11 protein-coding genes and 1 pseudogene are annotated in these 12033 nt (G+C 73.8%); 6 read left to right on the top strand and 6 right to left on the bottom strand.

The window, feature by feature from the left end; genetic code table 11:
- Positions 1 to 222: 222 nt before the first annotated feature.
- The 3 genes and pseudogenes from ACU6P3_RS18415 to ACU6P3_RS18405 all read left to right on the top strand — a co-directional run.
- Positions 223 to 567, top strand: a pseudogene (locus ACU6P3_RS18415) (response regulator transcription factor); the annotation flags it as partial.
- 125 nt (positions 568 to 692) lie between these two features.
- Positions 693 to 1601, top strand: coding sequence for a phosphatidylinositol-specific phospholipase C (locus tag ACU6P3_RS18410; RefSeq protein ID WP_447193262.1), 909 nt, complete (start codon positions 693 to 695; stop codon positions 1599 to 1601).
- A gap of 176 nt (positions 1602 to 1777) precedes the next feature.
- Positions 1778 to 3076 (top strand): LmeA family phospholipid-binding protein, encoded by a 1299-nt coding sequence (locus tag ACU6P3_RS18405; RefSeq protein ID WP_447193261.1) that lies wholly within the window; start codon positions 1778 to 1780, stop codon positions 3074 to 3076.
- Positions 3077 to 3092: 16 nt separating this feature from the next.
- Here ACU6P3_RS18405 and ACU6P3_RS18400 read toward each other — a convergent pair whose 3' ends face one another.
- From ACU6P3_RS18400 to ACU6P3_RS18375, 6 genes are all read right to left on the bottom strand, one after another.
- Entirely contained in the window at positions 3093 to 4508 is a 1416-nt protein-coding gene (locus ACU6P3_RS18400) for a sensor histidine kinase (protein WP_447193260.1), read from the bottom strand.
- Positions 4505 to 5284, bottom strand: coding sequence for a response regulator transcription factor (locus tag ACU6P3_RS18395; protein ID WP_447193259.1), 780 nt, complete (start codon positions 5282 to 5284; stop codon positions 4505 to 4507). Before ACU6P3_RS18395 ends, ACU6P3_RS18400 begins: the two co-directional genes overlap by 4 nt.
- Positions 5285 to 5379: 95 nt before the next feature.
- On the bottom strand, positions 5380 to 5541 hold the full coding sequence (locus ACU6P3_RS18390) for a hypothetical protein (RefSeq protein ID WP_447193258.1): 162 nt from the start codon (positions 5539 to 5541) through the stop codon (positions 5380 to 5382).
- A 70-nt stretch (positions 5542 to 5611) separates the two neighbouring features.
- Positions 5612 to 6745, bottom strand: a complete 1134-nt coding sequence (locus ACU6P3_RS18385) for a S1C family serine protease (RefSeq protein ID WP_447193257.1) — start codon at positions 6743 to 6745, stop codon at positions 5612 to 5614.
- 120 nt (positions 6746 to 6865) lie between these two features.
- Positions 6866 to 7888, bottom strand: a complete 1023-nt coding sequence (locus tag ACU6P3_RS18380; protein WP_344271682.1) for a LacI family DNA-binding transcriptional regulator — start codon at positions 7886 to 7888, stop codon at positions 6866 to 6868.
- Positions 7889 to 8124: 236 nt separating this feature from the next.
- Positions 8125 to 8952 (bottom strand): response regulator transcription factor, encoded by an 828-nt coding sequence (locus tag ACU6P3_RS18375; RefSeq protein WP_447193256.1) that lies wholly within the window; start codon positions 8950 to 8952, stop codon positions 8125 to 8127.
- A 215-nt stretch (positions 8953 to 9167) separates the two neighbouring features.
- Here ACU6P3_RS18375 and ACU6P3_RS18370 point away from each other — a divergent pair, with 215 nt between their 5' ends.
- From ACU6P3_RS18370 to ACU6P3_RS18360, 3 genes are all read left to right on the top strand, one after another.
- The gene (locus tag ACU6P3_RS18370) at positions 9168 to 10226 is read left to right on the top strand and encodes an alpha/beta hydrolase family protein (RefSeq protein ID WP_447193255.1); all 1059 of its coding nucleotides are present in this window, start codon (positions 9168 to 9170) and stop codon (positions 10224 to 10226) included.
- Positions 10227 to 10410: 184 nt separating this feature from the next.
- Complete coding sequence (locus tag ACU6P3_RS18365) at positions 10411 to 10665, top strand: MoaD/ThiS family protein (protein WP_030755431.1); 255 nt, start codon at positions 10411 to 10413, stop codon at positions 10663 to 10665.
- A gap of 10 nt (positions 10666 to 10675) precedes the next feature.
- Positions 10676 to 12025 (top strand): hypothetical protein, encoded by a 1350-nt coding sequence (locus ACU6P3_RS18360; protein WP_447193254.1) that lies wholly within the window; start codon positions 10676 to 10678, stop codon positions 12023 to 12025.
- Positions 12026 to 12033: the final 8 nt, after the last annotated feature.

The raw sequence follows: 12033 nt of genomic DNA, 5'->3' as shown, positions 1-12033 counted from the left end.
CCGTCGCCGGGCCCACTGCCTTCGCCCGGTGCCCCGGGGCCCGCCGTGCCCGCGGCGCCCGCCGCGCCCTTGATGTGCTCGTCCACCGGATCCGCCCGTCCGTCCCGTGTGCGCCCGCCCGTTGTCCGTGCCGGCGGCGCGCGACCTCACCGCCATGTGCCGTCGCTACGATCGTGGTGCGCCGTCCGGGTCCGGGCGACCGATGATCGGCCGAACGCGCGCGACACCGGGGTCGGCTATCTGCTCAAGGACCGCGTCAGCGCCGTCGGCGAGTTCGCCGACGCGGTCGCCCGGGTCGCGGCGGGCGCGACGGTCGTGGACCCGGAGGTGGTCCGGCAGCTCCTCAACCGCCGTCGCGACCCTCTCCGGCGGCTCACGCCGCGCGAGCGCGAGGTGCTCGCCCTGATGGCCGAGGGCAGGGCCAACGCGGCCATCGCGCGCGAGCTGTTCGTCACCGAGGCGGCGGTCAACAAGCACGTCAGCAGCATCCTCCAGAAGCTGGAACTCCACATCGACGGCCACGGACACCGCCGCGTGCTCGCCGTGCTGGCCTACCTCCGCGCCTGAGCCGACGCCTGAGCCGACGCCGCAGCGGAGTCAGCGGGGTCGGCGGTACAGACCATTCCCTCCGTGACGTGTTCAGGTCATACTCCCAAGGCCGCTGTCCCCACCAGCCCACGGAGGCACCTCATATGACACCCCCTCGCCCGCCGCGCACGCGCCCCTCCCGCCGCGCGTTCCTCACCGGCGCCCTCGCCGTCTCCGCCACCGCCGCCCTCGCCGGCGGTGCCGCACCGGCCGTCGCCTCGCCCGCCCGCGCGCTGGGCACGCAGGACTGGATGGGCGCCTTCGCCGACTCCACCGCCCTGCGGACGCTGACCATCCCCGGCACCCACAACTCCGGCGCCCAGGAAGGCGGGCTCTGGGTCGCCTGCCAGAACACCCGGATAGCCGACCAGCTGAACAGCGGCATCCGGTTCCTCGACATACGCTGCCGGGCGTTCGAGGGCGCGTTCACCATCCACCACGCCGCCTTCTACCAGCACCTGAACTTCGACGACGTCCTCGGCGCCTGCCGGTCGTTCCTCCAGGCCCACCCCTCCGAGACCGTGCTGATGCGGGTCAAGCAGGAGTACTCGGAGGTCAGTGACGCCGACTTCCGGGCGATCTTCGACACCTACCTCGACGGCAAGGGCTGGCGCTCGCTCTTCCGGCTGGACGGGGGCCTGCCCACCCTCGGCCAGGCGCGCGGGCGGGTCGTCCTGCTCGCCGACAACGGCGGACTGCCCGGCGTACGGTACGGGGACGCCGGACTGTTCGACATCCAGGACGACTACCAGGCCGAGCCCGGCGCCAAGTGGCCCAAGATCCAGGCCCAGTTCCGCAAGGCGGTGCGGGAGCCGGGCAAGCTGTACGTGAACTACGTGAGCACGGCCGCGCTGCTGCCGCCCCGCTGGAACTCCGACCGGCTCAACCCCCAGGTGCACGGCCTGCTCGACAGCTCCGAGGCGAGCGGCTGGCGCGGGCTGGGGATCGTACCGCTGGACTTCCCCGCCACCCGGGCCGGGCTGGTCGAGTCGCTGATCCGGCACAACGGCTGACAGCACAACGGCTGACACTCGCCCGCTCCGGGGCGGCGGTGGCCCCCCGCGCCGCGCCTTCCGCCGCCCCCGGAGTGGGAAACCACACCTGAACAGTGCGCGAATTCACACAAAACCACTGTTATCCCGCCGGTGAAGCTTGCGTGCGCACCGGGCACGCGTGGTGGGATGAACTGATGCGACCCCCCACACGCATACCCCGGCAAGCACCGAACCCCTATGACGAACTCGCCCGACTCGCCCCACCCGAGTACGACCACGACGTCGCGGAAGCCTCCCGGGACCGCGACCCGCTGGACCCCGCCGCCACGCCCGCCCGCGCGCACGACCCCGCCGGGACCGGCCCGGGCATCGCGTCCGACCGGGACGACGACGACCCGGCGGACGCCTGGTCACCGCCCGACCACCGGGGCCGCAGCCGCTTCGGCTCGCTGTCCCTGGCGGTGAAGCTGACGCTGACGCTCGTCGTCGGCGCCGCGTTCCTGCTGCTCGCCGACCGGGCCGCCGAGATGTACGCGCAGCGGAAGGCCGCCGACAAGCTCCAGCAGTCGCTCGGCCTCGCCACCCGGCCGGACGTGGACATCCAGGGGTTCCCCTTCCTCACCCAGGTCGCCGCCAAGCGGCTGGACCGGGTCGACGTCACCGTCCCCGACGTCCCCGCCGGCCGCGTCTCGCTGGACGAGGTGCGCGCCACCGCCCGTGACATCCGCGTCGAGGGCAGTCTGCCCGACTCCCTCCAGGGCGCCGTCGTCGGCCGGCTGGACGGGGACGTGCTGCTCTCGTTCGACGACCTGGGCCGCGAACTCGGCGCCTCCCAGGTGAAGTTCACCGACGCCGGTCCGGACACCGTGCACATCACGGGCTCGCTGCCCGTCGCGGGCCACGACCTTCGCCTGCGCGCGCGGGCGCACATCGCGAACGAGGGCGGCCGGTCGGTGGCCACCACCGTGGACGGCATGCGGCTCGACATCCCCGGCGTGGCCACGTACCGCCCGGGGAAGGACCGCGCCCACTCGGGACTGCGGCTCGCCCCCGAGACGGCCTCGGCGATCGCGAGGTCGAAGGACCAGGCGCGGGCGATGCTCCAGGTGCCCTCCGTGGTGAGGGCACTCGGCGTGCCGGAGGAACAGGTGCGACGGGCCCTGCGCAGCGAGGACGAACTGGCCCGGTTCACCGGGAGGCCCGGGTTCGTCCGGCAGTTGATGAACGTCAACCTGGTGGACGTGGTCGCGGCCAACCCGCAGCTCATGAAGAAGGCGGGGGTCGATCCCGCCCTGGTCGACGCGGTGCTGAACCTCCGGCCCCCGGAGCTGTCCGACCGGCTGTCGCTCTCCTTCGAGTTGCCGAAGACCCCGGGCGACGTGCGGCTGCGCGACATCCGGGTGGAGCGGCAGGGCATCAGGGCGGAGCTGGTGGGCTCCGCCCTGGAGATCGGCGGGAACGGCGGGAACGGCGAGAACGTCGGGAACGGCTGAGCCCCGGCCGTTACGGCTACGGCGCCTCCGGCGTCCCCGGTGGCGGTGTCGGCGCGCCCGGGATGCGGATCACCGCGACCGTGCCGCCGCCCTCCGCCGGGCGCAGGGCGATCTCGCCGCCGGACCACTGGACCGTACGCGCCACGATCGACAGGCCGAGCCCCGAGCCGGGCAGCGCACGCGCCGTCGGGGAGCGCCAGAAGCGTTCGAAGACGTGCGGCAGTTCGTCGGGCGGGATACCCGGGCCGTGATCGCGTACGGTCAGCTCGCCGTACGGGCTCAGGCGCACCTCGACGGTGCCCCCGGACGGGCTGAACTTCACCGCGTTGTCGAGGACGTTGACCAGCGCCCGCTCCAGGGCCGCCGGCTCGGCCCGTACGTACCAGGGGCTCAGCTCGGCACCGAACGTCAGGTCCGGGCCGCGCAGCCGCGCGCGGTCCAGCGCGGTGCCCACGATGTCGTGCAGCGCGACGACCTGGAGCGGTCCCGGGCCCGCCGCGTCCGGGCGGGACAGCTCCTGGAGGTCCCCGATCAGGGCCGCCAGCTCGGTCATCTGCGCCGTGACGGACGCCATGAGCGCCTTGCGGTCGTCGGCCGGGATCGCCCGGCCGGTCTCCTCGCTGCGGGCCAGCAGCTCTATGTTCGTGCGGAGCGAGGTCAGCGGCGTCCGCAGCTCGTGCCCCGCGTCCGCGATCAGCTGGGCCTGCCGGTCCCGGGAGGACGCGAGCGCGGCGGTCATCGAGTTGAAGGAACGGGACAGCCGGGCGATCTCGTCCTCGCCCTCCACGGGGATGCGGACGGTGAGGTCCTCGGTCTGGGCGACGTGCTCGACCGCCCGGGTCAGGCCGTCCACCGGCCGCAGCCCGGCCCGCGCGATCCACAGCCCCGCCGCGCCCGCCCCGATGACCCCGAGGCCGGCGACGGCGGCGAGCAGCAGGGCGAGCCGGTTCAGCGAGGTGTCGATCTCGCCGAGCGGGCGGGCCACGGAGACGGCGAGCCCCGGCTGGAGGGGCACGGGCTCGGTGTGCACCCGGACCTTGGCGCCGTTGTCCGTCACGCTGTCGTGCAGGCTCTCGTGCGCGGAGCCCCGAGCGACCGCGACGTCCTGCGGCTGGACCTTCACCGGCTCCGAACTCGTCGCCACGCAGCGGCTGCCGGTCGCGTCCACCACCTGGATGTAGGCGAAGCCGGGCACGGCGGAATCGGCGGGGTTCACGCCCCGCCGGCAGTTGTCGATCGCCTGCTCCACGGTGCCCTGGGGCGCGCTCGTGTTCTGGAGGGAGTTGTCCAGCTCGCTCTCCAGCTGGGTACGGGTCAGCAGCCAGCAGGCGACGGCCGCCGTCGCGACCGCGATCGCCACCGCGGCGGCGACCAGCAGCGCGAGCCGGGAGCGCAGGGGCAGGGCCCGGAACCGGTTGACGGGACCGGTCACGCCGGACCGCCCGTGCCCGCGCCCGCCGGACCCGCCGTGCCCGCCGTGCCCGCCGTACCGTCCGCGCGCAGGGCGTAGCCCACACCCCGGACCGTGTGGACGAGTCGCGGCTCCCCGCCGCTCTCGGTCTTCCGGCGCAGGTACATCACGTACACGTCGAGGGAGTTGGAGCTCGGTTCGAAGTCGAAACCCCAGACGGCTTTCAGGATCTGCTCCCTGGTCAGCACCTGACGCGGATGCGCGAGGAACATCTCCAGCAGCGTGAACTCCGTACGGGTCAGCTCCACCCGCCGGTTGCCGCGCATGACCTCGCGCGTCGTGAGGTCCATCCGCAGGTCGGCGAAGGCGAGCACGTCGTCCGCCTGCCCGTCGCCCGCGACGGGCGAGGCGTACGAACTGCGCCGCAGCAGCGCGCGGATCCGCGCGAACAGTTCGTCCAGCTCGAAGGGTTTGACCAGGTAGTCGTCCGCGCCCGCGTCCAGGCCCGTGACCCGGTCGCCGACGGTGTCGCGGGCGGTCAGCATCAGGATGGGCACCTTGGACCCGGAGGCCCGCAGCCGGCGGGCGGCGGTCAGCCCGTCCATCCTCGGCATCTGGATGTCCAGGACGATCAGGTCCGGGGCGTAGGTCTCGGCCTTGGTGAGCGCGTCGATCCCGTCGACGGCGACGGCGGTCCCGTACCCGTCGAAGGCGAGGCTCCGCCGCAGGGCCTCGCGCACGGCGGGCTCGTCGTCGACGATCAGAATCCGCTGGGGATCGCCTTCGGCGGGACTCATCTCGCTGTCCACCTCGTCCGTTCTCGTCGGTTCTCGTCGGTTCTCGTCGGCTCTCGGGTTCTCGTCGGTCGGGGCCGAGGAACGCGCGGTTGCTCTCAGCGTCGCACGCGCCGGGAGCGACGGCGTCCGCCGCGCCTCCCGGCCGCGCCCGGCCCGTGTGCGGCGGCCTGGACGAGATCATGGACGAGGGCGAGCGGCAGCGCCAGGTCGGCGGGGCCCACGGGGTGGGTGCCGCCGCTGTTCTCGGTACCGGTCATGGTGTTCGCTCCTGCTTTCCGTACGTGCCCCCCGTTCGTGCCTTCCGCGCCTGCCTCCCGTACGTGCCCGTCAGCCGCCGCTGCCGCCGCCGCGCAGGTTGTCGAGGTCCGCCTTGACGGTGTTGACCGGGATCGCGAAGCCCAGACCGACGCTGCCCGCGCCGGATTCGCCGCCCGCGGCCGAGGAACTGGGCGCGTACATCGCGGAGTTGATGCCGATGATCTGGCCGCTCATATTGATCAGGGCACCCCCGGAGTTGCCCGGGTTGAGCGAGGCGTCGGTCTGCAGCGCCTTGTACGTGGTCTTCGAGGAGCCGGTGTCGCCGTTGAACTCCTGCCCGCCGAACTCGAACGGCCAGCCGCCCCCGCCCTGCTGCTGTCGCTGCTGCCCCTGGCCCTGGTCCTTGGCCACGGTGACGTCGCGGTCGAGCGCGGAGATGATGCCGCTGGTGACCGTGCCGGTCAGGCCCTCGGGCGAACCGATCGCCACCACCTCGTCACCGACCTTGACCTGGTCGGAGTCGCCGAGCGAGGCCGCCTTGAGACCGCTCGCCCCGTCGAGCCTGATGAGCGCGAGGTCCTTGTCGGGGTCCGTGCCGACGGTCCGCGCGGTGTACGTCCTGCCGTCGCTCAGCCGGACCTTGACGGCGGAGGCGCCCGCGACGACGTGGTTGTTGGTGACGATCTCACCGTCCGAGGTGATGATCACGCCGGAACCGGTGGCCTGACCGCTGTCGGACGTCGCGCCGATCTCGACGATGGCCGGGGAGACCGCCTGGGCGACCCCGGCGACGGTGCCCTTGCTGCTCTGCGCGACGGTCGTCCCGCTGACCGTCGCGGTGCCGCCGCTCGCGCCGCCGTCCGTGTACCGGCCGACGAACGCCGCCGTGCCGCCACCGATCATCGCTGCGACTATCGCCACGGCCGCGAGCAGTGCGACGGGCCGCTTGGCCCGGGGCGCGGGCGCCGGTGCCTGCGCCTGCGCCGCGGCCCGAGCGTATGCCTGCCCGTGGAACTGGTCGTGGAACTGGTCGTGGGCCTGGTCGTGAGCCGGGCCCCACGGCTCCCCCTGTGTCTGGTCCTGGTGGAAGGACGGACCGTACGGGGGCGGCGGCGGGTACGCCGGGCCCTGACTCCGGAACCCCTGGCCGGGGTGCTGCTCATCGCTGCCTTCAGCGCCGTGGCGGCGGTCGTGGTCGGTCATGTGTATGACTGTCGGCGCCGTAGATGAGAACAGGCTGAGGAGGTCCTGAGAAGCCCGACAGAAGCTCGTATGCCCGATATAAAGACGTGGCGCGACGGGACGAGGACGTGGCCCGCCGGGCTACTCGCACCCGCACGAACGCCGCACGATCAGCGCCGACGGGAACTGCTTCACCCGTTCCCGCCGCGATCCCGCCACCCGGAGCCCCTCGTCCAGCACCAGGTCCACCGCCGCCCGCGCCATCGCCGGCCGGTCGGAGGAGACCGTCGTCAGCGTCGGATCGGTGAGGCCCGCCTCCTTGACGTCGTCGAAGCCCGCCACCGCCAGTTCGCCGGGGACGTCCAGCCGCAGCTCGCGGGCCGCCCGCAGCACCCCGATCGCCTGGTCGTCCGTGGAGCAGAAGATCGCCGGGGGCCGGTCGGGGCCCGCCAGCAGGTCCAGCGCGACCCGGTAGGCGTCGTAGCGGTTGTACGGGGCCTGGAACAGCCGCCCCTCCACCGAGCGCCCGGACTCCAGCATCGCCCGCCGCCAGCCCTCGACGTGGTCGGTCACCGGGTCGCCCACGGACGGGGTGGACTCGACGCCGCCGAGGCAGGCCACGTACGGATGGCCGTGCTCCAGCAGATGGCGGGTGGCGAGCTGGGCACCGCCGATGTCGTCCGTGACCACCGCCACGTCGTCGATCGCCTCGGGCCGCTCGTGCAGCAGCACCACCCGGGCGTCCCACGCCTCGATCTCGGCCGCCGCGCGCTCGCTCGGTCCCTGGCTGACCAGGATCAGTCCGGAGACCCGCATCCCGAGGAACGCCCTCAGGTAGTGGACCTCGCGCTCGTCCCGGTAGTCGGAGTTGCCGACGAGGACCATCTTGCCGCGCTCGGCCGCGGCCTGTTCGACCGCGTGGGCCATCTCCGCGAAGAACGGCTGCCGGGCGTCCGGCACGACCATCCCTATGAGGTCGGTCCGCCGTGAGGCCATCGCCTGGGCGACCCGGTCGGGCCGGTAGCCCAGTTCCTTGATCGCGGCGACCACCCGCTCGCGCGTGGCCGGGGCGACCGGCCTGGGTCCGTTGTTGATGACATAGCTGACGACCGCGGTCGACGTACCCGCCAGTCGTGCCACATCGTCCCGCGTCACCTTGGCCACGCGCGGCAGTCTACGCGGGGTGACCTGCGTCCCGGCAGGCCGTTCCGAAGGTTCTCGTGCGCGGCGGGACCGGCGGCGCGGCCGGGACCGGCCCCGCGGGCCCGGGGAGCCCCCCCGGACGCCACAAGACGCCACCGGACGCCCCGGGGCAACCCCGGGGAAAGCCGGTCCACGCACCTCATAGGGGGTTTCAGGGGCCTTTCGGTCAGCCCGCCGCGCCCGCCGCCGTCACGCCGTCACCTGCTCTTCGGTCCACCCGGTCCCGTCTCGGCCAGGTGCGGAGCGTTCGTCGCCCCGCCCGTGGCCCCCGGCGCCGTACCGGCCGTGCCCGCCGTTCCGGCCTTTCCGGCCGCGGCGGCCTGCGCCTTCACCTCGCTCGCCTCGCGCTCGACCTTCTCCGGGGCGACGAAGCGGTATCCCACGTTCCGTACGGTCCCGATCAGCGACTCGTGCTCGGGGCCCAGCTTGGCGCGCAGCCGCCGTACGTGGACGTCCACCGTCCGCGTACCGCCGAAGTAGTCGTACCCCCAGACCTCCTGGAGGAGCTGGGCGCGGGTGAAGACCCGGCCCGGGTGCTGGGCGAGGTATTTGAGCAGCTCGAACTCCTTGAAGGTCAGGTCCAGGACCCGCCCCTTCAGCTTCGCGCTGTACGTCGCCTCGTCCACCGACAGGTCACCGTTGCGGATCTCCATCGGGGAGTCGTCGGTCGAGATCTGCTGGCGGCCCATCGCCAGCCGCAGCCGCGCCTCGACCTCGGCCGGACCGGCCGTGTCGAGCAGCACGTCGTCGATGCCCCAGTCGGCGGTGACGGCGGCGAGGCCGCCCTCCGTCACGACGAGGACCAGCGGACAGCCGGGGCCGGTGGAGCGCAGCAGCTGGCACAGCGACCGCACCTGGGGCAGGTCACGCCGGCCGTCGATCAGGATGACATCGGCACCGGGGGTGTCGACGAGAGCGGGCCCTTCGGCCGGAGCCACCCGGACATTGTGGAGCAGCAGCCCGAGGGCCGGCAGCACCTCCGTCGAGGGCTGGAGGGCGTTCGTCAGGAGCAGCAGAGAACTCATCGCCGCCCACCTGCCTCGATCGCCGTGGCGGAGATGTTGCTGATGTGGTCGTACACGGTTCGCTTGCCCATTACGTCGGTTCCTCCTCGGTCCCTGCGAGGACGTATGCGGCACTGCTTTCTGTGTCACGTCATCTGTCTGTAACAACAGACCGGAAACACAAAAGGACCCGGTGGCTGCGTCGCCCGGATCCTCTTCACAGCAGAATAACCCAGATGTGCGCCGAGACAGAGGGTCGATCCCGCGAACGATCGCTCCCGCCGGGCCCGCGCGGGCCGTCGGTCGCCCGGCGCGCATGGCTCAGAACGGCCGACGGTGTGGGCATCGAGGCGGTGTACGAGCCGTGTACGGCGGGTTTCCGGCGGGACTTCCCGGCTGCCGGACCGGCCGTCGTACAGGTCTCCGCACCGGCCGCCGCACCGGCCGCCGCACCGGTGCCCGACGAGCGGGCCGGCGGGACCGCGATCGTGCTCGCCCACGGTTTCACCGGTTCGGCCGACAAGCCGGCCGTACGGCGTGCGGCCGGTGTTTTCCGGCGGCACGCGGCGGTGATCACCTTCTCGTTCCGCGGACACGGCCGTTCGGGTGGCCGCTCCACACTCGGTGACCGCGAGGTGCTCGATCTGGCGTCCGCCGTCGAATGGGCCCGCGCACTCGGGCACGCGCGCGTGGTGACCGTCGGCTTCTCGATGGGCGGCTCGGTGGTCCTGCGGCACGCGGCGGTGCACGGGGGGCGCACCGATGCACGGCCCGCGGCCCGGACCGACGCGCGGCCCCCCGGTCGTGCCGATGCCAGTACCGATGCCCGCGATGCGGGCGACGCCCGCGACGCACGTACCGACGCGGTGGCCGCCGTCAGCGCCCCGGCCCGTTGGTACTACCGGGGTACGGCTCCGATGCGGCGCCTGCACTGGGTGGCGACCCGGCCCGTGGGACGGCTGGTCGGCCGGTACGGGCTGCGCACGCGCATCCACCACCGGGACTGGGACCCGGTGCCGCTCTCCCCCGTCGAGTCGGTACCGCTGATCGCCCCGACGCCCCTGCTGATCGTGCACGGCGACCGGGACCCGTACTTCCCGCTGGACCATCCGCGCATGCTCGCGGCGGCAGCGGCGGCGGCGCGGAACGGCGGGAGCGGCCCGCCGGCGGAGCTGTGGCTGGAGCGCGGGATGGGCCACGCGGAGAACGCGGCGGACGAGGACCTGCTCACGCGGCTGGCGGCCTGGCTGGTGGCGCCGCCCGCGCCCGGCCCGGCGGGACCGCCGTGGCGCTGACCGGTGGGCCCCGGGGGCCGGGGCCCGGGGCGAATGAGACGCCGAGGTCTCCTGGCCCGGACGGCCGCCGAACCTCCTGGCCGGGGCGCTCCGGGCAGGAGCCCCGGGGGCCGTCGGCCACGGGCCCGGCGCCGTGCCGCCGCGGGCGTCGGCCATGATGGAGGCCGACGAAAGGAGTTGCGCCATGGCGGCGGGCACGATCCGCTACTGGGCCGCGGCCAAGGCCGCCGCGGGTGTGGCGGAGGAGCCGTACGCGGCGGAGACCCTGGCCGACGCTCTCGCCGACGCGCGGCGCAGGCACCCGGGCGAGCTGGTCCGCGTACTGCTGAGATGTTCCTTTCTCGTCGACGGTGACCCCGTGGGGACCCGCGGGCATGAGACCGTACGGCTTGCCGAGGGCGGCACGGTCGAGGTGCTCCCGCCGTTCGCAGGAGGGTGACCCCACAGACATGAGCGACGACCAGCAGTACCCGTACGACCGGTACGGCGACCCCGATCCGTACGGGCAGCGGCACGACGCGCAGGGCCAGGGCCGGCAGGGCCAGGGACAGGGGCAGCCGCAGGGGCAGTTCGGTGCTCCCCAGGGCTGGGCCGAGCCGGGGCAGGCGGCCGGCGGTCAGGACCAGGGCTCCGCGCAGACCTGGGAAGGCCAGACCTGGGACACGCGGTACCAGCCGCACGTGGGATGGCAGGCGAACGCGCCCGCCCAGCAACAGCAACAGCAACTCCAGTCGCAGCCGCAGGCGCCCGCGTACCCGCACCAGGCACCCGCGCACCCACAGCAGGCCGCCCCGTCCGCCTCCAGCGCTTCGGCGTCTTACGCGTCTTCCGCCTCGGCGCCCGTCTCCGCGTCCGCCGCCGCGGACACCGCGTACCTGCCGACGCAGAACCCGTACGCCCGCCCACTGCCGCCGGAGACACCGGGCGCCGCCCCTGCCGGGCCCGCCCGTACCACCGGGGCCGCCGGCGCCTCCGCTCCGGAGCCCGGCGCGCCCCTCGGCACCTCCGGTTACGGGACCCCCACCACCCTGGGCAGCCCCCGTCTCACCGACGCCCAGCGCGCCCGGGCCGAGGGCCGTTCCCCGATCATCCCGCCGGGCATCCAGCCGGCCGGGCTGACCGCCGTGCTCGGCCTGCTGATGGCCGGCGGCGCGGCCCTCGGTCAGTACGCGCTGCTCGTCCCGGTCGTCCTGCTCCAGGCGGTCACGGCGGCCGGCTGGTTCCGGCTGAACGGCATGTGGCCGGCCCGGCAGGGCATCGCGCTCGCCTTCCTCGGCGGGATCACCGCCGATGTCGCCCTGCTGGCGGCGGGCGAGGGCAACGCGGTCGCCGCGCTCACCGGCACGCTCGGTGTCTGGGTGCTGCTCACCGTCGTCCTGCAGCTGCGCAGCCGCGCGGGCGCCGACGAGCGGATGGAGGGCCTGATGGCCACCGTCTCGTCGGCCGCGCTCACGATCCTCGCGGCGGGCCACCTCGCCGCCTCGCCGGCGGCGGTGGGCGTCGGCGCGATCGCCGTCACCGCCGCGACGGTGGCCCGTGCGCTGCCGCTGCCGGGCGTCGTCTCCCTCGTGGCCGCGCTGCTGGCCGCGGCCGGGGCGGGGATCGCGGTCGGCGGACAGACCGCCCTGGGCGCCGGGGGCGCGCTGCTCGGGCTCGGCGCCGGGGTGTGTGCGCTGACCGGGCTGCGGGCGGCGAGTTACGACTACCCGTCCCGCTTCGTCCACATGACCGCCGGGGTCGCCCTGCCGCTCACGGCCGCCGCGCCCGCCGTCTACCTGCTGGGGCGGGCGCTGATCTGACGGGCCCG

The sequence above is a fragment of the Streptomyces hebeiensis genome (genome assembly GCF_052983195.1).
This window is presented reverse-complemented; position numbering and strand designations above follow the sequence as displayed.

What these genes read in the sequence shown, in the direction of transcription:
- ACU6P3_RS18360 (WP_447193254.1), top strand. Translation starts at nt 10,676, where the DNA reads ATGAGCGACGACCAGCAGTACCCGTACGACCGGTACGGCGACCCCGAT.
- ACU6P3_RS18410 (WP_447193262.1), top strand. Translation starts at nt 693, where the DNA reads ATGACACCCCCTCGCCCGCCGCGCACGCGCCCCTCCCGCCGCGCGTTC.
- ACU6P3_RS18370 (WP_447193255.1), top strand. Translation starts at nt 9,168, where the DNA reads ATGTGCGCCGAGACAGAGGGTCGATCCCGCGAACGATCGCTCCCGCCG.
- ACU6P3_RS18405 (WP_447193261.1), top strand. Translation starts at nt 1,778, where the DNA reads ATGCGACCCCCCACACGCATACCCCGGCAAGCACCGAACCCCTATGAC.
- ACU6P3_RS18375 (WP_447193256.1), bottom strand. Translation starts at nt 8,952, where the DNA reads ATGAGTTCTCTGCTGCTCCTGACGAACGCCCTCCAGCCCTCGACGGAG.
- ACU6P3_RS18395 (WP_447193259.1), bottom strand. Translation starts at nt 5,284, where the DNA reads ATGAGTCCCGCCGAAGGCGATCCCCAGCGGATTCTGATCGTCGACGAC.
- ACU6P3_RS18365 (WP_030755431.1), top strand. Translation starts at nt 10,411, where the DNA reads ATGGCGGCGGGCACGATCCGCTACTGGGCCGCGGCCAAGGCCGCCGCG.
- ACU6P3_RS18385 (WP_447193257.1), bottom strand. Translation starts at nt 6,745, where the DNA reads ATGACCGACCACGACCGCCGCCACGGCGCTGAAGGCAGCGATGAGCAG.
- ACU6P3_RS18390 (WP_447193258.1), bottom strand. Translation starts at nt 5,541, where the DNA reads ATGACCGGTACCGAGAACAGCGGCGGCACCCACCCCGTGGGCCCCGCC.